The 21,938-nt window shown below is 48.4% G+C and carries 21 protein-coding genes; 11 read left to right on the top strand and 10 right to left on the bottom strand.

The annotated features are described in order from the left end of the window. Positions 1-310 precede the first annotated feature (310 nt). The 3 genes from V4C51_RS12645 to ddpX all read left to right on the top strand — a co-directional run bounded on the left by V4C51_RS12645 (position 311) and on the right by ddpX (position 2,260). Positions 311-820 carry a hypothetical protein gene (locus V4C51_RS12645; protein WP_330926534.1) on the top strand — a complete coding sequence of 170 codons (510 nt, stop codon included), beginning with the start codon at positions 311-313 and terminating at the stop codon, positions 818-820. Positions 821-991: 171 nt separating this feature from the next. Continuing rightward, positions 992-1,708 (top strand): TerC family protein, encoded by a 717-nt coding sequence (locus V4C51_RS12640; RefSeq protein ID WP_330926533.1) that lies wholly within the window; start codon positions 992-994, stop codon positions 1,706-1,708. 3 nt (positions 1,709-1,711) lie between these two features. Next, positions 1,712-2,260, top strand: coding sequence for a D-alanyl-D-alanine dipeptidase (ddpX, locus tag V4C51_RS12635; RefSeq protein WP_330926532.1), 549 nt, complete (start codon positions 1,712-1,714; stop codon positions 2,258-2,260). 27 nt (positions 2,261-2,287) lie between these two features. On the opposite strand, the gene nirD is transcribed toward ddpX, so the two are convergent. Together nirD and V4C51_RS12625 are read right to left on the bottom strand one after the other, a co-directional pair. Beyond that, a complete protein-coding gene (gene nirD, locus V4C51_RS12630; protein ID WP_330926531.1) occupies positions 2,288-2,638 on the bottom strand; it encodes a nitrite reductase small subunit NirD in 351 nt (116 codons plus the stop codon). A gap of 71 nt (positions 2,639-2,709) precedes the next feature. Beyond that, entirely contained in the window at positions 2,710-4,062 is a 1,353-nt protein-coding gene (locus V4C51_RS12625) for a 4-phosphoerythronate dehydrogenase (RefSeq protein WP_330926530.1), read from the bottom strand. Positions 4,063-4,092: 30 nt separating this feature from the next. Between V4C51_RS12625 and V4C51_RS12620 the strand changes: the two genes are divergently transcribed. Beyond that, positions 4,093-4,782 (top strand): hypothetical protein, encoded by a 690-nt coding sequence (locus tag V4C51_RS12620; protein ID WP_330926529.1) that lies wholly within the window; start codon positions 4,093-4,095, stop codon positions 4,780-4,782. A gap of 33 nt (positions 4,783-4,815) precedes the next feature. On the opposite strand, the gene tusA is transcribed toward V4C51_RS12620, so the two are convergent. From tusA to V4C51_RS12600, 4 genes are all read right to left on the bottom strand, one after another. Next, entirely contained in the window at positions 4,816-5,055 is a 240-nt protein-coding gene (gene tusA, locus V4C51_RS12615; protein WP_330926528.1) for a sulfurtransferase TusA, read from the bottom strand. A gap of 3 nt (positions 5,056-5,058) precedes the next feature. Continuing rightward, positions 5,059-6,399: an MATE family efflux transporter gene (locus V4C51_RS12610; RefSeq protein WP_330926527.1), complete on the bottom strand. Its 1,341-nt coding sequence runs from the start codon at positions 6,397-6,399 to the stop codon at positions 5,059-5,061. A gap of 124 nt (positions 6,400-6,523) precedes the next feature. After that, a complete protein-coding gene (locus V4C51_RS12605; RefSeq protein WP_330926526.1) occupies positions 6,524-6,778 on the bottom strand; it encodes a putative hemolysin in 255 nt (84 codons plus the stop codon). A 180-nt stretch (positions 6,779-6,958) separates the two neighbouring features. Then, positions 6,959-7,594: an alpha/beta family hydrolase gene (locus V4C51_RS12600; protein ID WP_330926525.1), complete on the bottom strand. Its 636-nt coding sequence runs from the start codon at positions 7,592-7,594 to the stop codon at positions 6,959-6,961. Between the two features lie 280 nt (positions 7,595-7,874). Between V4C51_RS12600 and V4C51_RS12595 the strand changes: the two genes are divergently transcribed. Then, entirely contained in the window at positions 7,875-8,960 is a 1,086-nt protein-coding gene (locus tag V4C51_RS12595) for a C45 family peptidase (protein WP_330926524.1), read from the top strand. A gap of 1,125 nt (positions 8,961-10,085) precedes the next feature. Next, positions 10,086-10,529, top strand: coding sequence for an H-NS family histone-like protein (locus V4C51_RS12590; RefSeq protein WP_330926523.1), 444 nt, complete (start codon positions 10,086-10,088; stop codon positions 10,527-10,529). A 54-nt stretch (positions 10,530-10,583) separates the two neighbouring features. Here V4C51_RS12590 and V4C51_RS12585 read toward each other — a convergent pair whose 3' ends face one another. Next, complete coding sequence (locus tag V4C51_RS12585; protein WP_330926522.1) at positions 10,584-11,498, bottom strand: phospholipase A; 915 nt, start codon at positions 11,496-11,498, stop codon at positions 10,584-10,586. A gap of 631 nt (positions 11,499-12,129) precedes the next feature. Between V4C51_RS12585 and V4C51_RS12580 the strand changes: the two genes are divergently transcribed. Next, positions 12,130-12,753: a paraquat-inducible protein A gene (locus V4C51_RS12580; RefSeq protein ID WP_330926521.1), complete on the top strand. Its 624-nt coding sequence runs from the start codon at positions 12,130-12,132 to the stop codon at positions 12,751-12,753. Between the two features lie 126 nt (positions 12,754-12,879). Here the strand turns inward: V4C51_RS12580 and dinB are convergent, their stop codons facing one another. Then, positions 12,880-13,977, bottom strand: a complete 1,098-nt coding sequence (dinB, locus tag V4C51_RS12575) for a DNA polymerase IV (RefSeq protein ID WP_330926520.1) — start codon at positions 13,975-13,977, stop codon at positions 12,880-12,882. A gap of 148 nt (positions 13,978-14,125) precedes the next feature. Between dinB and V4C51_RS12570 the strand changes: the two genes are divergently transcribed. The 3 genes from V4C51_RS12570 (at position 14,126) to V4C51_RS12560 (ending at position 18,191) form a co-directional block, all read left to right on the top strand. Beyond that, the gene (locus V4C51_RS12570) at positions 14,126-14,803 is read left to right on the top strand and encodes a response regulator transcription factor (RefSeq protein ID WP_330926519.1); all 678 of its coding nucleotides are present in this window, start codon (positions 14,126-14,128) and stop codon (positions 14,801-14,803) included. Positions 14,804-15,040: 237 nt separating this feature from the next. Next, positions 15,041-16,990 (top strand): acetate--CoA ligase, encoded by a 1,950-nt coding sequence (gene acs, locus V4C51_RS12565; protein WP_330926518.1) that lies wholly within the window; start codon positions 15,041-15,043, stop codon positions 16,988-16,990. 67 nt (positions 16,991-17,057) lie between these two features. Continuing rightward, positions 17,058-18,191, top strand: a complete 1,134-nt coding sequence (locus V4C51_RS12560; protein ID WP_330926517.1) for a M14 family metallopeptidase — start codon at positions 17,058-17,060, stop codon at positions 18,189-18,191. A 49-nt stretch (positions 18,192-18,240) separates the two neighbouring features. Here V4C51_RS12560 and kdsA read toward each other — a convergent pair whose 3' ends face one another. Together kdsA and V4C51_RS12550 are read right to left on the bottom strand one after the other, a co-directional pair. Next, a complete protein-coding gene (gene kdsA / locus V4C51_RS12555) occupies positions 18,241-19,092 on the bottom strand; it encodes a 3-deoxy-8-phosphooctulonate synthase (RefSeq protein ID WP_330926516.1) in 852 nt (283 codons plus the stop codon). Between the two features lie 76 nt (positions 19,093-19,168). Beyond that, positions 19,169-20,791 carry a CTP synthase gene (locus tag V4C51_RS12550; RefSeq protein ID WP_330926515.1) on the bottom strand — a complete coding sequence of 541 codons (1,623 nt, stop codon included), beginning with the start codon at positions 20,789-20,791 and terminating at the stop codon, positions 19,169-19,171. 752 nt (positions 20,792-21,543) lie between these two features. Between V4C51_RS12550 and V4C51_RS12545 the strand changes: the two genes are divergently transcribed. After that, complete coding sequence (locus V4C51_RS12545) at positions 21,544-21,834, top strand: hypothetical protein (RefSeq protein WP_330926514.1); 291 nt, start codon at positions 21,544-21,546, stop codon at positions 21,832-21,834. The last annotated feature ends 104 nt before the right edge of the window (positions 21,835-21,938 follow it).

The following is a 21,938-nucleotide window of genomic DNA, read 5'->3' as shown; positions in this document are numbered from 1 at the left end:
TTCCAGGCTTCCATTTCAAAGTGTGACAACTTAGAAATCTACTGACAGCTGTCTCACATCTCAAGTTTTAGCCTGTTGCACTTATTGTATTACTCCAGCACTACAATAACAAAACTACATTAAGCGCCAGGAGCCTGTCGGGCTTAAGTTTTCGGCCTGAAATTCAGTAGAGCGAGTCAGATTTTTCGATGGATTTGTGCGAATAGTTGACCTATTTAAGCAAATTCATCGGAAAACATGGCCGCTCTTTCTAGATTTCAGGCCGAAATTGCCTTAAGTCCGACAGGCTCCCAGACTCCTCTGAAAAAAAATGAAAAAATTGTACGACTGCAATAGTGAAATGCACTGCATTTATGACAATGATGGTCAAGCCATATACGGCATTGCCAGTGGGTTAACTATCCAGTGGCTAACGCATTTACCCGACTCCCTTCAACCCCATTACCACATCGATATTCAAGCCGCCATAAACCAGCAGACGTTTTCTTTCAATCAGTTTACTTTCGTCACACACAGAGCGCACACCTTTCATGCCTACAAACTATCCCTCTGCAACCTGACGCCCCTTGAAGAAGTCGGCATCAAAAACCTGTATAAACTGTCTGCTTTATTAAAAGGAAAACCCGGTGCCTATTACCTTATATTAAGCGATTCAGAAGATAGCTCCCATGCTTTAGGGCTAAATATCACGATAGAAATGCAATATTATTTGCTTGACCCTGACAGCGGCTTGTTTCTGATGAACTACGAAGAGTTCGACGAGTACCTGACCACCAACTTTGAAATCCATGAACCTTCAGTATTCATCAAAGTGTCGTAAACTCTCCGCCCCTGCTCTCACTCCCGCTTAACTGATCTAAACCCATTGAATCCCCCCAATGCAGCCATACACCAGCGGCAACAAAACACACGACCAAAAAAAGGATCAACGACTGATCACCGGCTATATACTCACTAGAGATTCCACAGATAACACCCCACTGGAGTGTCAATGGCATCTCTTTTTTCTACCGAAGCGCTGCTGGCATTGCTGACATTGACGTCGCTGGAAATTGTGCTGGGTATTGACAATATTATTTTCCTCACCTTAATGGTTAACAATCTACCGGAAGTTCAACGCCCGAAAGCACGAGTATTTGGGCTGGGACTGGCAATGCTCGCCCGCATCGCTTTACTCCTGTCCATCACCTGGGTAATGAAACTTAACACACCGCTTCTTACGGTTATGAGCCGTGGGTTTTCCGGGAGAGAGCTTATTCTCCTGTTCGGCGGCCTGTTCCTTATTGCCAAATCGACCCATGAGATTCATGGGAGTTTTGAGCCAGAGTCCCCCTGTACTCTCCAGGCCACCAGGAAAAACCCGCCTCGACTTCTCTTTGCGCTCACCCAGATTACCCTCATTGATATTGTCTTATCACTGGACTCGGTCATTACTGCCGTTGGTATGTCCCTTCACCTATGGGTGATGATCAGCGCTATTGTCATATCCATACTGATTATGATGCTGGCGGCGAATGCTATTAGTCAGTTCGTGAGCACACACCCCACTATCAAGATGCTGGCTTTGAGCTTTTTAATGCTCATTGGCGTCACCCTGTTGGGTGAAAGTCTCGACTTTCACATTCCCAAGGGCTATATCTATTTTGCAATGGCTTTTTCATTTGCCGTGGAAATGCTCAATATACGAATACGACGCTGGAGACAATAACCTGTGACACCTCACCCCACCCTTGAAGCTATCACCACTGACACCTTTGATGTGGTGGTTGATATGGCCTATGCCACCAACAATAATTTCACCGGGCAACCGGTTTATACACAGCCTTTGTGCTTCTTACGCAAAGAGGCGATTCCCTGTCTGAAAAAAGCCATACACCTGATCAAACCTCTGGGGTTATCCCTGAAAATCTGGGATGCCTACCGCCCCCTCAAGGCACAACAAGCCCTGTTTAACCACACACCAGACCCCCTTTATGTTTCCCACCCTGAAACAGGGATACGCCCCCACTGCCGGGGTGTAGCGCTGGATGTTACCTTGCTCGACAAACACGGTAATGAATTACCCATGGGAACCGGCTTTGATGATTTCAGACCCCTCGCGCACCATGGCAACGACCAGATCTCCGACGAAGCGCAAAAGAACCGACTGCTGCTCGCGGGTATTATGGCCATTGCCGGGTTTGAACCTCTTGACAGCGAATGGTGGCACTACCAGCTACCGAATAGCCAACGGTTTCCTATCCTTGACAAGCAGTCCTGACAGACTGCCCCGTTTGTGAAACAACGGTTAAACTCGCCGAAAGACGCACAGCGGTGTCGGGTTGACTTCAACCAATCCATAGCGGACACGTACGCTGTACACATTGATTCGCAGTGACGGGTCTTCCAGGCAAAAGCCTGTGGTCAGGTCAAAATGCTGCTTAAACACGGGGGATGCCACGGCAATACGTCCGTCAATCTCACTCACCACCCCCCTTGAGATAATATGTGCCTGACTAAAAGGGTCAAAGTTACCCACCGCATAAAGTACCTTGCCCACGCGAAACAGCGCCACCTCCTCACTCCCCACCACCACACGATGTCCAGAATAGTCACTGATGTCAGCCACCATGCAGGCCGCTTGCCACTGCTTGCGCATACCTCACCTTTTTATTTGTATGTTAGGCCCTGCTTCTTTTTAATCACTGAAAACCATGGCAGGAACCACTTTTAATCCTTTTGAATGTGGACACCCAATGCTGAAAGATGATTTACCCATTGGTTGCGACTGTCGGGCTTGCTGACTGTCACCGCGCTCAACTCCCGACGCACAGGGTATTGCCTTCTCATACGATCAAAGGCCGCGCATTTTTCAGTCTTTGTCATTGTGCCAAGCTGTCGCATCCGGGTATCGTCCCGCCCGATATCATAAACGGCCCTGATGAGTAAAGACATGACACGATAAAATGACACGTCTTTACCAAAGTGAAAACCGCCTAACTCTGGTGTTGTGGGAAAGAGTCCTTTCGTATCAACCGTTTCTCTCAATTGAAAATGCCGACAAAACGACTGATAAACCTGTAAGGTACCTTTGATTTTTCCATCCAGGCTGTAGCCCGCTATATGGGGGGTCGCGATAGCCACCTTTGCCATCAGCTCTGAATCAAAATCAGGTTCACTCTCCCAGACATCGCAAACCACTTTCAGATCCTTTCCACGTTTCAGGCAGGCTTTTAATGCCTGATTATCCACAACGGCGCCACGCCCCGCACTGATCAATACCGCCCCGCTCTTGATAGCAGCTAATCGCTGAGCATTGATCATATGATACGTAGGATAGTCCCCTTCACTGGTTAAGGGGGCGTGTAAGGTAATAATATCAGCTTTATTAATCAGCTGATCAAGGGTGACAAAAGTAACGCCTGGCTTTTGCTCACACAAAGGGTCACTAACCAGCACCCGAAGACCCAACATGTCAAGCTTTGCAGCCACTTGCCTGCCAACCTGCCCAAAACCAACAATACCCGCTGTTTTCCCCGATAAAGAAAAACGGTATTTTTCCGCAAGGTTATCAAGTGCGGCCAACACGTACTCACTCACTGCCACCGCGTTGCATCCGGGCGCGCTGGCAAAACCAACCCCGTGAGCTTTAAGGAATAACGAATCAATATGATCGATTCCTGCCGTCGCGGTTCCTACAAACCGCAACGATGAACCTGCCACCAAAGCGTCATTCACAGGCGTGACTGACCGCACCAGCAGTGCGTCAGCATCACGGACATCCCTTGCCGTAATAACCCGCCCTGGCAAGGTCACAATCTCAGCCATATCGCCAAAGCAGGCATTTAGCAACGGAATATTCTCATCAGCAACAATTTTCATACGGAACGTCATTTTTCCTGATCTGAAGACAGCTTGCCATACTAAGTTCTGTTGGCATAGGCGTGCAATACCATTGACAGAAAGCCCGCTTTTCCCCGGGTCAGACACATTCAAGTGAAGACATGCCTGTTTTTTGGCAGCCTTTCCAAAGGAAAAACCCACCCCAATCAACGAAAACACGTCGTGGCCGATACCCCCCATACGTCCCCACTGCCCACGGAACAGCCTGACATGACAAAATCATCATCAGACACCAGCAATGTGGTAGACCTGTTCTCCGGTAAAACCCTCGCTACCCACGACATGGACAAGATTATCCGTATTGCCCCTGAGCAGGATGGCCTGGAAATACTCTATAGTAACGACTCTAAACCCGGCAAACTGTACAGCATGAAAATACTGTGCTGGGCATTAATGAAAAATGGTGATGTGGACGCCCTGATTCCCTGGCTCAATAAAGTGGTGCCCGCCAAGGAACTCAATGACCCGTTAAACGGTCACTGGGAAGGCTATTATGATAATGTCCATGACCAGGCCTTTTTTGAGCCACCCCCCCATAAAGTCATCGAACTGAATAATGCCGAGGCTTTCTTTAAAATCCCCTCTGAAAATAAGAACCTGGTGGTGCAGGAGATCAGCGACACCATTGGCACCCACGCAGTCTTCACGGAAGACCAGTTTCAGAGCATCACTATTGTTCATATTACCAGTTGGCGACTTTACAATGACGGGCGCATCCATGGAATGGTTGCCGATGAAAATAAAATCGAAACAACGCCAGTGCTGGCAGGGGACGCCTGCTTGTACCCCGCCCAGGAAAACAACAACTTTCGCTATTTCTTCCACCATGTCATTGCCAATAAAATCAAACACGGTGACCCTGATGCCATTGCTGCTTTTAGTAATATGATCGAGAAATAGCCCATCAACGGCGTACCCCTTTGACGGGCCTGTTTACGAGGCCTTTCGAATCAGGTAGTAAAACCGGTTATCCCTTGCTTCGTTTTCTAATAATTCATGATCGAGAAAATTACAAAACTTCGGGATATCCCGCTGGGTTGACGGGTCTGTCGCCACAACCTTGACAACATCACCAGGTGCCATATCCCTGACCTTGTTATGCAACATCATCACTGGCTCCGGGCAAAACAGCCCCTGTGTATCCAGCTCATGGGTAATGGTTAATTCACTCAAACTTCAACGCTCCTGACATTGCCCGGGTGCTAGCCATAATTGCCGGTGATCCAGCCAACGGTACACCAGTATCAACCCTGCGCCGCGCGCGGCCATAAATACAATGAACGCCAGCCACAGGCCGTTGTTCCCTAGGGGTTGGCTCACATACCATACTGGCAAAAAGACCCCTATTGTAGCCACCAGCATGGTGTGTTGCATCATACGGGTTTGTATGGCAGCAATAAATACACCGTCGAGCCAATAGCACCATACAGCAACCAACGGCATCAACGCCAGCCAGGGCAAATACCTGTTGGCCTGCTCCTTGACCAAAGCAATATCCGTCATCACATGGAGAATAACGCCACCACCGAACCCAAAAGCCAGCATAAAGCCAATGGCACAAACCAGCGAACATAAACCCGTTGCTTTGACCACCATCCTGAAGCGATCAACACGTTTTTGACCCAATGCTTCACCTGCCATTGCCTCGGTTGCATGGGAAAAACCATCCAACCCGCTGGAAATCAATAACAGGAAATTAAGCAGTAATGCATTAGCTGCCAAAATATCATCCCCCTGTCTGGCGCCTTGCGCCGTAAAAAACGCCTGGGTAAATAACAGGCATATCGTGCGAACAAACAGGTGGCGATTCAACAACAATAGACGTTTAAATGCACGTATATCGCGCAACATAGCCCTGGAGAAATGACCAGCGACAGGCTCAAGTGATCGGGCCACCAGCAATAAACCAATCAGCAGACTGACGTAATCAGCAATGACCGTTGCCAGGGCCGCGCCCTTTGTGGCTAAACCAAGGCCCAGCACAAACAGCAAATCCAGCAGAATATTAATGCCATTTGACACCACCAGCATCACCAACGGCCCGCGGGGTTTTTGCATTCCCAGCAACCAACCTACGAGAACATAATTACAAAGTACGGCTGGCGCTGACAGTATACGAATAATGTAGTAAATCCGCGCTTGTTCCAAAACCTGTGCGCTGGCATTAAACCAGGGCAGTACCCATTGTAAAATCAACGGTGAACACACCATCAGCGCAAAGCCCACAACCCAGGCTACTATCACCGATTGCAACAGACATTTACGCAGCGCGTCACTATTACCTCGCCCTTTTTCCTGAGCCACCAACCCTGTTGTGCCCATCCTTAAAAAGCCAAAAGCCCAGAATAAAAAATTGAATACTGTCGCGCTCACGGCAACACCGCCGAGGTATTGCGCCGCGGGTAAATGCCCCAGTACAGCCGAGTCCACCAACCCAAGCAAAGGCACAGAAAGATTGGAAATAATGGCAGGCCAGGCAAACTGCCAGACACGCTGATACACCGACTGACGAAACAACAATAGCCCCTGAAACAACAAGATAAACTTACGTTAAATCAACAAAACTGAGAAATAACATCTCAGCCCGCAAACAAGCCCTTGATGCCAAAACCAGAATATAAAGCGGCTTCTTAACATGGGTCTAAAAACCGTTCCCTACCGGCTTACATTCCCCATTAAAAAAAGCCGACTCTTCACACATCGCCCCCCCTTTAAAAAGACAGTAGCTGGTGTTTTTTCCATCAGCATTACGCATCAACAGCGACTTACCTCCGTGCTTCTGGCAAAACTCCGCGGCAGGATTTGACATCATAAACTTCGAGGGTAGTTTTTCTTTTGACACAGTCACGCAGCCAGAAAGCGTCGTCATAACAACACCCAGTATTATGATTTTCATATAATAGTCCCTGCTCCAAATATCCGGTTAGTCTGATCATCCACTTTTCTTTGGGCAGAAACATCCACCACATCAGCGATACTGGCCTGATGATTATACTCAATGACCATTATTGACTCTATCGCTTTATATTGTCCTCGGAGCCTGTCGGGCTTAAGCTTTCGAGCATGACATTCAGTCTCACTGCCTGACAAAAGCAACAACCTGTCGAGTTGCCTGTTCAAGGTGCTGCTGATGGGTATAACCCGAAGCTTTCCTGGGCTTTAAGTCATGGTTGCCATCGGGTAACCAGTGGATAGTGATGTTATCCGATACATCATAGTGGCTGACGGTTTCTCTGTTCCCCATGGCATCGCGCTCTCCCTGAATGATCAGGTGGGGCACCCCCGTGGACGTCAAGTGGGCCGTTCTGGGTTTATCCAGCTTACCTGCCGGATAAAAAGGATACCCCAGGCAAACCACGCCCGATACGGTAGCGTTGTATTCACGCTGTGCCATCAGCAGGGAAGCCATCCTTCCACCCATGGACTTTCCCCCGATAAACAACGGAACGCTGACTTCCTTCCTTATTTTTTCAATCTGCCCGGACCAGACATCTAGCAGCACGGACTGTTTGTCAGGAGGTCTACGCTTGCCTGTCTGAGCCATCTGCCGCATGTAGGGAAATTCAAAACGTACGACCGATACCCCCTGTTGACACAATAGCTTCGCTACCTTGTCCATAAAAGGTGATGACATCCCGGCACCTGCGCCGTGGGCCAAAATCAATACAGGACTATCCTTCTCAGCCCAATTCCAGATACTATGGCTGTCCATTTATCCACTCCGTTATAATGAAAGAGTTGGGGCGTTCTCAGAAGCAGTGTTAATCGATGTACTACCACCGCGAGTAATGCGATCTGCGATAAACAGATCTAAAAAGCCGATTTTGTCCGTTAAAAAGCAGGCTGTTCGCCTGACAAAATCAACTTTTTATCCGCCGTTTTCTTGATCCTTGCTGGGCGCAGACTATAAAACTACTTCCAGGCAACGCCCAAAACCATTGTGCGTAGCGAAGAATAACCGCAAGACATAAAAGTGTATAACAGGCCAAGGTATGATCAAACTAGACACTTTCTGCTTTAAAGGCACACCCGAACAAATGGGACATGCCCATGGTGAACAATTGCGCGACAGTATCCAGCGTTTTGTGCAGGTCCGGCTCACTGCCGCGGTCAAATACTTCAAAGACGCCGGCATAACGGGTGATGATGTCATTACCCGTTTACTCGATACCGGTCGTGCCTGTTACGGTATTTTCCAGCAATGGGACCCTGAAGGGGCAATTGAGCATAATGCCATTGCCCGCGCGGCCAACGTTGATCCCGCGGATTTATACACCATCACCAATTATACCGATGTCCGGGATGCTTATATGCTGGCAGGCAGCAGCCCTGATGCTGAAGGCTGCACAGCGTTAATGATTCCCCCCGAACAGACCACCGACAATAGGCTGTTAGCAGGGCAAACCTGGGATCTTAACCCGGAGGATATTGACTTTGTTATTGCCGTTAACGCCCAGCCCGATAACGGTCCCGAGCGATGGAGCGTACAATTGACCGGCTGCCTGAGCCTGATGGGAATGAACAGCCATGGATTAACGTTAGGGACTACCAACCTGAAAACCTGGGGTTCAAAACCCGGTATTGGCTACCTTAACATCATCCACCGCGCGTTGCGCTCAAGTAGCTTTGAAGAAGCCGTTGCCATGATTCAGTCCGTTCCCGCAGCCGCTGCCCATACTTACCTCCTGGCAGCTCCCGGGGCTGGCGCGCGTATTGAAATGACCGGCTTTAGCTCGGACATTCAGCATCTGAGCAATCAGGCAATGGGGTGGACCAACCACTGCCTCAACCCTGCCCACCAGGCACAACAATACGGTAATCCCTCCTCATCAAGCCTGGCACGCCTCAAACGGCTGAACACGCTTTTTGAAACGAACGGACCTTTTGATGTCGATGGCATTAAAGCACTGTTCAGTGATCATGCGGACGGCGCTGACAGTATCAACCGTTACCCCGAAGATAAGAGCTATGCCGCTACCAATGCCTGCATGATAGCTGACCCTTTGAACCATTCTCTTCATGTGTGTCGCGGCCCCGCTGACCGTGGAGAGTGGATCACCCTGAACTTTAACACCTGAGCGCAAACCCTAGCGGTCATGCTGCTACTGCAGCAGGCCATAAACGTGCCTGAAAAGCGGCCTTGGGCAAACGACATGCCAGTGTCACTTTTTAGAAGCTGTTCATGAATTTTTGTGAAAAGCGAAACTGATGAGAAAAGCTGTTTGTTATTCGATTTTCTGAGGAGCCCGGTGGCGCTAAGTAACGAAAAAAGCAGAAAACAGGTAGCTTTTATCGATCTTTACAGCACATAAAAGATTGTGAACTGCTTCTTAGAAGCAGTCTTAAAAGTCTGCCCGTAGCGAGGACCGCGAGAAATGGCGGATAAAAAGTCGCTTTCGTGAGGAGAATAGCGGGACTATTTGACGAACAAAAGCGACTTTTTAGACCCATTTATCGTAGCCGCAGTAGGAGCATGACTTTCTAAGACTGCTTCCTACACAAAGCATGCCGCACAATGCCAACAAACTGCTTTTTTTCGCCTTTGTCCAGCCATTTTTCGTCAATAAACGATTAAGCTTGCTCATAAGACAACTTTTCAGCCCCATTTCTCAGCCCCATTTCTCAGCCCCGTTTTTCCTGGGAGCAAAAGATGGAATCGGACGCTTATGAAATCTTCGCGGAATCATTCCAGGTACATCTTGACCAACCGATAGCGCTGAGTTTTCACAACAGTAATCCCTTTGCTTTGTCAACTATTGAACCGTAGTATTCTTGCGTCACTACAAACTTAGACGTAAATCACATTATTAATCAAACCGTGTCGTTTATTTATGAAAAATGGCTGATACGCAGAGTATAACAACTAATCAAAAATCTAAGAAAATAACGACACCTTGCAAATAAACAAACCTCATTCACACATCATATGTAAATTTATATCTAAAGATCGTAAATCCATTTAAAAAATATCGACAACGTAAAAATTAAGAACTATAAAAGGTGCATTTTAAGAGAGAGTTAGGTAGCATTTGTTTTATATGGTTCAACCCGTTTATTGATTGATCGCAACTCCTGCGTACTTACTATCCATGATTGACAGTAGTCAACAAATAGCGCGTCCTCTGATCATAACACTGGAACAGACCTTAACGGACAGATGTCTACCCGTAAGTGAAAACGATAATGAGCAAAGGTGATTTACCATGAGCATTTTTGAAGAAACCATTAGTATTCTGAAGTCTAAAGTAAAAGTTCGCGAACTATTTAAAGATCTGTCTGCTTCTGACACCGAAAAAATGATCAGACGAATGGAAAGCATCTACGAAGAAAAATTGCATTCAGAGCAAGCAAAAGCAGCCGAACTTGAGCAAAAAGAAAAAGCCCTCAAAGCATTACTTGACCAGATGAAAGAACTGGGTGTTACACCAGAAGATATTGGTAGCTCCATGGTGAAACAAAAGCGCAACTACACCAGCCGCACCCGCCAGCGTTATGTCTTTGCCTACCAAACATCAGAAGGCAATGAACGCAACTGGGTAGGCGCTGTTACTGGCCGAACCCCATCAGACTTCGCCGACTACCTGAAGCGAACTGGTAAAGACCGCAAGGAGTGCATCATTGCTGAAGAAGGCAGTGCAGACGAGTAAAGTCTGAACGACTACGCCACATAAAGGGAGGACAACCTCCCTTTAAATTCGCTCCTACCAGAAAAAACCCGTAAACTGAAAACCAACCCCAATAGCGTTTGTGTAGTGTTCGTAGCCGCTCAGGGTTTGACCATATCCAGAAAACGCCTGAATATAACCATTAATCCTCCAGTCATCCACTATGGGAAAACTCCATGACAACCACTGTGCGCCGCGGGAAAAATTGCTACTCACCGTATTTCTGCAAGCAAAAGAAAACACTTTTCGTCCAGAGGTATAACTGACTGAAAATACATCATTGCCCAAATACCGAACAATATCTTTATTATAATTATGCATTGCGTTTATCCGCACAGCTACCTGCCCTTCCAACAGCCACCTCCCTTTTTCAAGGTGTTGACGAATATACAAACGATTCCAACTACGCTCACGCTCACCTCCGAGTCCATTTGACTGGTGTACAAACCCAATATCAGTCCCTGTCAGCTGCCACAGTCGCCATTGTTTATCCCGCAATACAGTGATAAACACCTCAGGCTGATATGACGTATCGCGAAAGTATGCCGAAGGCTGATAGGCTTGCCAAAATGACCTCTGGGTGTAAGCAAGATAACAATCGCCATCAATTGCCGTAATTTTTGTCACTAATGTTTTTAAACTGAGCTGAAACTCAACTTCAATGGAATCAATTGGCTTGTCATTCGGGTTATAACGGTCAAAGCACTGGAAATCTGGTGTCTCTGTGTAGTTCGCTAACAACAGATAATTATTCCGATAAGGCGCTATTTTCAAAAAATTCTCGTCACTCAAAGCATAGTGAGAATAAAGAACGAACAATAAGCTGGCCACAAACCCTTTACCTGATCCACCAGCAACTCTCGCTACAAGAAGCTGCCACTGCTGCCTCCTGGCGCGCGGATTACCCCACATGGCATCGTTCAGGAGCGCGTACTGAAAGGGTATAAACACCGAGCCACCTCCAATATCAGATTAAGTAGAGTGACTGTAAAGCTTATATCAAGCTTCCCTCCTTGCAATTTTTTTACACTCACTACTCCCTTGAACCTGAACGTTTTTTCCATAAAGAATACAGCTACCCGCAAGCTAAAACGCCAATTGCTGAATTCAGGTTGAACAACACACCGTCTGCAGGGATTTGTTTTTTGTCTATACTGCTTGATTTGGTGATCAGCCTGAACCCTCAGAAAACCGACATTGTGAGGCGGTATCCAAGCTCTGACACCCGATTTATTAAAGGGCTTTTTCTAACTATCCTGTTAAGCGGGCTGGCTGAATGTCAGAAAAAGCGAAATAACAAGCAATAACCCGCTATTTCGAGGCATTTCAATGCAAAGCTGGTGTTCAGGTTGCTAGGAGCCTGACCGAGAATAGCGCCCGTAGCGAGGATTACGAGAAATTGAGGATAAAAATTTCTGCCTCTGAGGATAATAGTGGGGCTATTTGACGAAGAAGCAGGAATTTTTAGACCAATTTATCGCAACCGCAGTAGGGCAGTCTATTCTCGGACAGGCTCCTGGTGCAGTCGCTTGGTTAGAGCAGGCCATTGGTATCATCAATCATTCATTACCGGCGACCCCTTATGTTACCGAAAAACTATATCCTGATAGCTACCACCTTGCTTTCCCTCGCCCTGTTCATTCCTGGCATAACCAAACCCTTAATCAGCATGAAAGCGGAGATAAACCGCCAAACTTTGGTAATCGAAGGTAAAAAACTCATCAACGAGCAAAAAATCAGCCCTGCCCTGGCGGCTATAGCCAACAAATTTCTTGATGATATTAACGTGAGCGGCAGGAGCGCATTGCATGATACAACCCGATCAATTATTGGCACCGCTGAAGATTTGTGGACATCAGGCTATCGCCTGGTAGCAATGTTGATTGCCCTGTTCAGTATCGTGATTCCTGTTTTTAAGGTGAGCCTGGTGTTACTGGCAACAATCATCACTAATAACGGCTGCCTGTTATGGATGAACGGATTACTGAGCAAGTGGTCTATGGCTGATGTGTTTGCTATAGGTGTAATTATTGCCTGCCTGGCGGCTAATAGCGCACCCACCAAAGCTGCGTCATCGTCTGCGTTAATCTATTTTCATGCGGAACTCAATGAAGGCTTTTACTGGTTTTTAGCCTACTGCTTACTCTCTATTGCTGCTGGACAGCTCATTGAAAAACACTACCGGAAAAAAGCATTCGTTGAATAAAAAAGCCACAACGCAGTCAAATTGCGCGGCCCCCTTTCCTGAAGCAATTGAACGCCACTTTCCCATGAAAAATAAGGCTCCCGGAACATTAAAAGCGGTCAACGACTGAATTCAGGTTAAACGGCACTACTTTTTAAATAGCTCGAGCTGTTTAAGGGCACCAGGCGCACATAAATCCACCAGGCGCACACCAATCCCCAACAACCGAACAGGACGCTGACCTCGATCCCAGGCTTTAGATACCATCGCCTTAAAGTGCGCGTCCAATTGCGGTTCTTTCTGATCCAGGCTCTCTTCCAAGGTCGTTTGAGTAAAATTATTAAACTTCACTTTCACAAATCGCTTGGTAATAGCGTACTCCGTTTTTATTTCATCAAAACGCACCCGCAAATCGTCCAGCAACTGTGTTGTTTTTTTCAGAAGCTCCCCGATGGAGGCAATATCTTCTGTGTACGTATGCTCAACAGACAACGATTTTCGCCGACGATTACTCTCCACCGGGCGGCTGTCCTCTCCGCGAGCCATTTCCCACAGTCGCTGTCCAAAAGAACCAAACCAATGGGTTAACTCTAAACGACTGTATTGTCGCAAAGCACCACAGGTTTTAATCCCTTTTTGACGCAGTTTTTTCGCCGTAACTTTCCCCACTCCGTGAAGCCTGGTCACGGGCAGTTCAAAAACAAAATCATTGACCTGATCCGGATTAATGACAAACAACCCATCGGGCTTTTGCCATTCACTGGCAATTTTCGCCAAAAATTTATTAGGAGCGACGCCAGCAGATGCAGTAATACCAACAACTGCCTGAATCTGTTTTTTTATTGACCTGGCAATCAAAGTAGCACTGCCAGCGCATTGTTTTGTTGCCGAGACATCAAGGTACGCCTCATCTAACGATAATGGCTCAACACTGTCAGTATACCCATTAAAGATAGCGTGCGCCTGCCTGGATGCCTCTTTATAAACCTCAAAACGCGGGGGAATAATGTGTAAATCGGGACAAAGCCGAACAGCATGAGCTGATGCCATAGCTGAGCGTACCCCGAAACTGCGCGCTTCATAGTTGCAGGTGGCTATCACCCCCCGGCGCCAGGGGCTACCCCCAACGGCAACAGGTCGCGATAACAAGCTCGGATTATCACGCATTTCAATGGCCGCAAAGAACGCGTCAAAATCAATATGGATGATTTTCCGTTGCGGTTTAACCGCTTTTTTATCCGTCATTCCGACGTGTGCTCCAATGGCGTTGTCAACAATGGTGCCAGAAGTCTGCCAGGGAAACTACCGGATGTGAGCGTTGTAATCCCCCTCCAGGAGCCTGTCGGACTTATGCTTTATTGACCGGTCAAAACAAAAATGGCACTCTGAGGACATGGATAAATCAATAATAATCGTCGATGATCACCCATTGTTCCGCACAGCCATGCAGGCTGCATTGGGACAGCTTCAGACAATCGCCTCTATCTTCGAAGCAGGCACCATCGCTGAACTGGAGCAGCTGTTACGTGATCACAATGCGCCTGATCTGATTCTTCTGGATTTACACCTACCCGGCGCCCATGGCTTGTCGGGCTTGCTATTTCTTCGTGGACAATACCCGGATGTCGCCATTGCCATCATTTCCGCCACAGAGGATACTACGGTCATCCAAAAAGCCTTTCATCACGGCGTGCGGGGTTTTATTCCCAAATCAGCCGATATGAGCACCCTCCATGAAGCCATTGGTGCATTGCTCAACGGAGAAAGCTGGTTCCCTTCCACGTTTTCTCCCCACACCGATAGTATTAAACTGCCGGAGATGGAACAAAAACTGTCTACCCTGACCCCCCAGCAATTCCGTGTACTGCGCATGATCAGTGAGGGGATGCTGAATAAACAAATTGCCGCTGATCTGAACGTCTCTGAGGCTACCGTCAAAGCCCATGTGACCGCTATTTTCAAAAAACTGGGGGTCAGAAGCCGAACACAGGCGGTTATCGCCATCAAGGGACTGTCTCTGGCAGCACCCGATGATCAATCACCGGCGCAAACTGACAATTCCCCCGAATAAACCGGGTAATCAATACCCTGATAGTTTTTAAAAACTATCCATTGATCCATTCATTGATGACTGAAACGCCTTTTGATACTTGAAGACTCGCCACTTTAGACACACAATATCCATCACTATCCATCAATATCTGTCAATCCTGATTTGACTTGTTTTGCCGTAACAAAACCCTTTAAATACGTGACTGGCCTTTAGCTATCACGACAACGTCACAAAAATAAGCCGTAAGGAATAAAGATGACCAAAACGAGTGTGTACCCGGTTAAGCCTGAGATTGAAACAAAAACACTCATCAATGATGAGCAATACCAAACGATGTACCAGCAGTCTGTTATCAATCCTGAGGGCTTCTGGCGGGATCACGGGCAACGAATCCACTGGTTTACGCCCTATAGCAAGGTGCGCAAGGTGTCCTTTGATGAACACCACGTGAGCATCAACTGGTTCTATGATGGCACAACTAACGCCTCCTATAACTGCCTTGACCGGCACCTGGAAGAAAAAGGCGATCAAGTAGCCATTATCTGGGAACCCGATGAAGAAGGCCCGGCAAAAAACGTCACCTACAACGAACTGCACAATCAGGTGTGCCGTTTCGCCAATGCCCTGAAGAGCCAGGGGATTCGCCAGGGTGATGTCGTAGCGATTTATATGCCAATGGTCATTGAGACCGTCATCGCCATGCTCGCCTGTAGTCGTATTGGTGCTATTCACTCTGTTGTCTTTGGTGGCTTTTCGCCTGAGGCTCTGGCAGGGCGGATTATCGACTCCAGTGCCAAAGTTATTATTACCGCTGATGAGGGCCGCCGTGGCGGCAAAACCATCCCCCTGAAAGCCAACGTTGATGATGCGCTGACTCACCCGGAGATTCGTTCTGTTGAGAAAGTCATTGTCTATAAACACACCCAGGCTGATATTGCCTGGCATCAGCACCGCGATGTATGCTGGAACGATTTGATTTCTCTTTCATCTCCCCACTGCGAACCCCGTGAAATAAAAGCAGAAGACCCGCTGTTTATCCTTTATACCTCAGGTTCTACAGGTCAGCCCAAGGGGGTGTTACACACCACTGGCGGCTATCAGGTTTATGCCGCTATGACCCATGAGTGCGTGTTTGATTACAAGAAAGATGACGTGTACTGGTGTAATGCCGATGTCGGCTGGATTACCGGGCACTCCTACGTCGTCTACGGCCCGCTGATCAACGGTGCTACAGTCCTGATACACGAGGGCGTGCCTCACTATCCCGACACCAGCCGCTTGAGTAAAATTATCGATAAACACCAGGTCACTATTCTCTACACAGCCCCCACGGCCATTCGCGCATTGATGGCAAAAGGCGATAAAGCCATTGAAAATACCCGGCGCAGCAGCCTGCGATTGCTCGGCAGCGTCGGCGAACCCATCAACCCGGAGGCCTGGAACTGGTACTACAATACCATTGGTAACAGCCAGTGCCCCATAGTTGACACCTGGTGGCAAACAGAGACCGGCGGCATTATGATCACGCCACTGCCCGGGGCAACCCCCCTGAAACCCGGCTCAGCAACGCGCCCTTTCTTTGGTATCCAGCCTGCGTTGGTGGACAACGAAGGTCGCCTGCTCGACGGTGAGGCTGAAGGTAACCTGGTCATACTGGACAGCTGGCCTGGTCAGGCACGCTCAGTGTATGGTGACCATGACCGCTTTATTCAAACCTATTTCTCCACATTTAAAGGGATGTATTGCACTGGTGACGGCGCCCGCCGTGATGAGGATGGCTATTATTGGATTACCGGTCGGGTTGATGATGTCTTAAATGTCTCCGGTCACCGAATGGGTACGGCTGAAATTGAATCTGCCATGGTATCCCACCGGCAGGTCGCTGAGGCTGCCGTCGTTGGTTACCCCCACGCTATCAAAGGGCAGGGTATTTATGTGTATGTCACGCTGAATACCGGCGCAGAATATACTGATACGCTGAAGAAAGAGTTGCGAGGCTGGGTGCGTAATGAAATTGGTGCCATCGCCACACCGGATGTCATTCAGTGGGCACCTGGCTTACCTAAAACCCGTTCCGGTAAAATCATGCGTCGTATACTGCGCAAGATAGCTTCTGGCGAGTTTGATAACCTTGGTGATACTTCTACGCTGGCTGATCCAGAGGTAGTGGGTAACCTCATTGAGAATCGCGCGATTCCCATATAGTCTCTGCATCATTTCTTTTTTCCTGGCAATCGGTTAGCGTAGCTACCTGTTTTTCAGAGGCACAATTATGACGTCGCTCCATATCAGCAGCCAGTTTGACAGCGGAAATATCACCGTTCTCAACAAAGAGAATCCTGAGTCTATTCAGCTTGCCATTAAAACAGACGTTGAGTCTGGTTTTTACCAATGGTTTCACTTCCGCGTCAATGGTGCCCAGGACATGCCATTGGGCCTGCATATAACCAATGCCCCTGGCGCATCTTATGCTGAGGGCTGGGAAGACTATCGCGCCGTCGCCTCCTATGACAGGGAAGAATGGTTTCGCGTTGATACGTCCTACAACGGCAGTGAACTGGTGATTCATCATACCCCTGAGTGTAATACGGTTTATTACGCTTACTTCGCACCCTATTCCATGGAACGCCACCATGACCTGATCGCCTGGGCCCAGCAGTCTGCCAGCGCCACCGTGGAAACCCTCGGCGATACCCTCGATGGTCAGCCCCTGGACATGGTAAAAATCGGTAGTGGTGACAACAAAAAAGTCTGCTGGGTTATTGGACGGCAACACCCCGGTGAAACCATGGCCCAGTGGTGGATGGAAGGCTTCCTTCAGCGTATGCTTGATCCGGCCTGTCCTGTTGCCCGCGAACTACTGAAAAAAGCCGTTTTTTACCTTGTGCCCAACATGAACCCGGACGGCAGCCGTCGTGGTCATTTGCGCAGTAATGCCTGCGGTGCCAATCTTAACCGTGAATGGGCAGAGCCTTCAGCCGCACGCAGCCCTGAAGTGTTATTGGTACGGAATAAAATGGATGAAACCGGCGTGGACTTCTGCCTGGATGTGCACGGTGATGAAGCTTTGCCCTATAATTTTATTGCGGCGGCTGAGGGCATACCCTCCTGGACTGATCGCCTGCGACACCTGACCGACAGCTACCGCGACGCGCTAATGAAGGCCAGCCCTGATTTCCAAACCGCAGTTGGCTACCCTGTGGACGAGCCGGGCAAAGCCAATATGACCGTGTGCTCCAATGCTCTGGCTGAGCGTTTCGATTGTTTGGCATTAACACTGGAAATGCCCTTTAAAGATACGCTTCAAACGCCAGATGAGGAGCAAGGCTGGAGTCCTGAGCGGGCTAAAGTGTTGGGAACGGCTAACCTGGATGCCATTTATGCCGTAGTTGATCAGCTGAGATAGTTGCCCATTATCCCCCGGCAGGTTGATGCCACCGGGGGTAAAACGACAACTAATGAGTATCTAACGGTTCAAAGGATTTCACCAGATCATCCACCGCTTTTATCTGTCGCAGGAACGGCTCTAATGCAGAAATACGCAGTGCAGAAGGCCCGTCACAGGCGGCATTGTCAGGATCAGAGTGCGCTTCCAGAAACAACCCCGCCAAACCAACAGCCATACCCGCACGAGCCAGCTCCGTCACCTGGTGACGACGACCACCTGAAGCGGCACCCATGGGGTCACGGCATTGCAGGGAATGGGTCACATCGAAAATGATCGGCGAACAACCACTAACCTCTTTCATCGTCTGAAAACCCAGCATATCCACCACCAGATTATCATAGCCCATACAACTGCCACGCTCGCAGAGTATGACCCTGTCGTTACCGCACTCATGAATTTTATCGACAATATTCCCCATTTGCGAGGGACTGAGGAACTGGGGCTTTTTCACATTAATGACCGCCCCCGTTTTTGCCATGGCAGCAATCAGATCCGTCTGACGTGCCAGAAAGGCTGGCAATTGAATCACATCCACTACATCAGCCACTGGCTGGCACTGTTCGATCTCATGAACATCAGTGATAATGGGCACACCAAACGTTTCTTTGATGGCCCGGAAGATAGCCAGCCCTTCGTCCATGCCCGGCCCCCGGTAAGAATGAATGGACGAACGGTTAGCTTTGTCGAAGGATGCTTTAAAAACATAGGGAATCCCCAGTTTTTCGGTAACTGTCACGTAGATTTCAGCCACCTTGAGGGCCATATCCCGAGATTCCAGCACATTCATGCCACCAAACAGCACAAATGGCTTGTTATTAGCCAACTGGATGTCACCGATAACAATGGTTTTTTCTTGCATAAAGCAGTTTCCCATAGAGACAGGCAAATAAAGGATCAAACCTGCCCTGGGGCAATCGCTGGCAGGTTACAGAAGTTTATACGCAGTGATTGATAGCCGCGTTAATAAAGCTGGTAAACAGTCCGTGACCGTCCCGGGGCGTGGAGGTAAATTCCGGGTGGAACTGGCAGGCCACAAACCATGGGTGATCAGGCACCTCAACAATCTCAACTAAGGTTTTATCTTCAGAACGACCCGCTACGATCAGACCTGCCGCCTCCAGTGACTCAAGGTAATTATTATTAAACTCGTACCGGTGACGGTGGCGCTCACAGATCATATCGCTCTTGTACGCCTGATGGGAGTGGGTACCGGACTCAATATGGCAGGCCTGAGCACCGAGGCGCATCGTACCCCCAAGATCAGACGTTTCTGTCCTGATCTCAGTCTGACCTCTGGCATCAACCCATTCAGTAATCAGCCCTATTACCGGATGCACAGCTTCATGATCAAACTCCGTGCTGTTTGCTCCTTCGAGCCCCGCAACATTACGCGCGTACTCAATGACTGCCACCTGCATGCCCAGACAAATCCCCAAAAACGGAATTTTGTTCTCACGGGCATAGCGTACTGTGGCAATTTTGCCCTCAACGCCACGACTACCAAAACCACCAGGTACCAAAATAGCGCTAACGTTTTGCAACGCGGCCAGACCCTCCCGCTCAATGGTTTCTGAGTCCACATAGCGAATAGTCACTTTGGTCCGGTTTTTCAACCCGGCATGCTTAATTGCTTCAATCAGGGATTTATAGGCATCGAGCAGCTCCATATATTTGCCCACCATGGCAATGGTGACTTCCCCCTCGGGATTGAGCTCACGATCCAGCACATCATCCCATTCACTCAGATCTGCCGGCAGGCAGTCAAGACTGAAGCGCTCCACCACAATCTGATCCATTCCCTGATCCGTTAACATCCGTGGAATACGGTAAATGGTATCGGCGTCTTCCAGGGAGATAACGGCACGCTCTTCAACATTGGTAAACAAAGAGATTTTACGGCGCGCCGCCGCGTCGATGTGTTTTTCACTACGGCACACCAGAATATCCGGCTGAAGGCCGATGGAGCGCAGCTCTTTCACCGAGTGCTGGGTTGGCTTGGTTTTGGTTTCACCCGCTGTTTGAATATAAGGCACCAGCGTCAAGTGCATCAGCAAAGCACGTTGCGAACCCAGTTCAACCTTGAGTTGTCGAATGGCCTCAAGGAAGGGCTGGGATTCAATATCACCCACCGTCCCCCCTACTTCCACGAGGGCAATATCCGCATCCCCGGCCCCTTGAACCACCCGGCGTTTGATTTCATCGGTCACATGGGGAATCACCTGCACAGTCCCACCGAGATAATCACCACGACGCTCTTTTCGCAAGATATCCTGATAAATTCGACCCGTGGTAAAGTTGTTCCCCTGGGTCATGGTCGTGCGGATAAACCGCTCGTAATGACCGAGATCCAGATCCGTCTCGGCACCGTCTTCAGTAACAAAGACCTCACCGTGCTGAAACGGACTCATGGTGCCCGGATCGACGTTAATATACGGGTCCAGCTTGAGCATGGTCACCTTCAAGCCTCGAGCTTCAAGGATTGCCGCAAGGGAGGCCGAGGCAATTCCCTTACCCAGAGAAGACACCACGCCACCTGTGACAAAAATATAACGCGCCATTCGTACCTACTGACTCTATTATCGATGAAATTCAACGCCTCACAGTGAACAAATGATAACAAAAAAACAACACTTTCCTAAGCTACAGTCTGAGGGACGCTATAATATAAAATACAATTGTTCAGGGAGGCAGGAAAAGAAGCACACAAGATGGCGAATCAGGGTACCAAAAAAGCCGGAAAACGTAAATGATCGAACGCCATCTATTCACAGGTCGATGAGGGTTGAGAGGGGATTGAGAGAGGGGTAAGAGAATAGACTTTCACGCGAAGATTTGCATTTGATTATCATTCACCCCACAATACCCTCGTCATCTGCTCCATGTTTTTATCTTCACAAAGACAGGACTCAAGCCCATGACATACAAGACAATACTCGCCTCAATGACCTTGATGCTAATGCTGATACCGGGTGCTTATGCAAGCCCAGTTGATGAATGCAAGGTCGATGTTTCCCACATGATCAATCAAATTAAGAAGCACTCATCTGTAAGCACGACAGACGGGTATCAAATTAATCAAATACTTGAACCCATCACTGCCAGTAATGACTCATGCATCGCATACGGCAGATCACCCGGATTTCAACTTCCAATTTCATGGAAAGTGCATAAATGGAGTACTACGCTTAGGTTGTTGATCTAGTCAGTCTGGCCCCTTCACAGGACCTTTGCCAGACTGAAAAGGCGCCCTCCACAATACCCTCGTCATCTGCTCCATGTTTTTATCTTCACAAAGACAGGATTCAATATTATGACATTCAAGACAGCATTCACCTCAATGACCTTGATGCTACTGCTGATACCGGGTGCTTATGCAAGCCCAGCTGATTATGAATGCAGGGTTGATGTTTTCCACATGAACAGTCAAATTGAGAAGTACTCATCCATAACAACGACAAACGGGTATCAAATTACTGAAATATTTGAACCCATTACTGCCAATAATGACTCATGCATGGCCTACGGCAGTTCACCCACCGTAAAATTTAAATTGTCATGGAAAGTGCATAAATGGGGTACTACGCTTAAGTTACTGATCTAGGAGCATGACCGAGAATAGCGCCCGTAGCGAGGATTACGAGAAATTGAGGATAAAAATTTCTGCTTCTGAGGATAATAGTGGGGCTATTTGACGAAGAAGCAGGA

This window comes from Candidatus Sororendozoicomonas aggregata, from assembly GCF_031528575.1.
Taxonomy (GTDB): Bacteria; Pseudomonadota; Gammaproteobacteria; order Pseudomonadales; family Endozoicomonadaceae; genus Endonucleibacter; species Endonucleibacter aggregata.
Note: the sequence above shows the minus strand (reverse complement) of the source record. Positions and strands in the feature narration are given on the sequence as shown.

Coding starts and splice junctions, on each gene's coding strand:
- V4C51_RS12645 (WP_330926534.1), top strand. CDS start 311: ATGAAAAAATTGTACGACTGCAATAGTGAAATGCACTGCATTTATGAC.
- V4C51_RS12640 (WP_330926533.1), top strand. CDS start 992: ATGGCATCTCTTTTTTCTACCGAAGCGCTGCTGGCATTGCTGACATTG.
- nirD (WP_330926531.1), bottom strand. CDS start 2,638: ATGCGCAAGCAGTGGCAAGCGGCCTGCATGGTGGCTGACATCAGTGAC.
- V4C51_RS12625 (WP_330926530.1), bottom strand. CDS start 4,062: ATGGGGGGTATCGGCCACGACGTGTTTTCGTTGATTGGGGTGGGTTTT.
- V4C51_RS12620 (WP_330926529.1), top strand. CDS start 4,093: ATGACAAAATCATCATCAGACACCAGCAATGTGGTAGACCTGTTCTCC.
- V4C51_RS12605 (WP_330926526.1), bottom strand. CDS start 6,778: ATGAAAATCATAATACTGGGTGTTGTTATGACGACGCTTTCTGGCTGC.
- V4C51_RS12600 (WP_330926525.1), bottom strand. CDS start 7,594: ATGGACAGCCATAGTATCTGGAATTGGGCTGAGAAGGATAGTCCTGTA.
- V4C51_RS12595 (WP_330926524.1), top strand. CDS start 7,875: ATGATCAAACTAGACACTTTCTGCTTTAAAGGCACACCCGAACAAATG.
- V4C51_RS12590 (WP_330926523.1), top strand. CDS start 10,086: ATGAGCATTTTTGAAGAAACCATTAGTATTCTGAAGTCTAAAGTAAAA.
- V4C51_RS12580 (WP_330926521.1), top strand. CDS start 12,130: ATGTTACCGAAAAACTATATCCTGATAGCTACCACCTTGCTTTCCCTC.
- dinB (WP_330926520.1), bottom strand. CDS start 13,977: ATGACGGATAAAAAAGCGGTTAAACCGCAACGGAAAATCATCCATATT.
- V4C51_RS12570 (WP_330926519.1), top strand. CDS start 14,126: ATGGATAAATCAATAATAATCGTCGATGATCACCCATTGTTCCGCACA.
- acs (WP_330926518.1), top strand. CDS start 15,041: ATGACCAAAACGAGTGTGTACCCGGTTAAGCCTGAGATTGAAACAAAA.
- V4C51_RS12560 (WP_330926517.1), top strand. CDS start 17,058: ATGACGTCGCTCCATATCAGCAGCCAGTTTGACAGCGGAAATATCACC.
- kdsA (WP_330926516.1), bottom strand. CDS start 19,092: ATGCAAGAAAAAACCATTGTTATCGGTGACATCCAGTTGGCTAATAAC.
- V4C51_RS12550 (WP_330926515.1), bottom strand. CDS start 20,791: ATGGCGCGTTATATTTTTGTCACAGGTGGCGTGGTGTCTTCTCTGGGT.
- V4C51_RS12545 (WP_330926514.1), top strand. CDS start 21,544: ATGACATTCAAGACAGCATTCACCTCAATGACCTTGATGCTACTGCTG.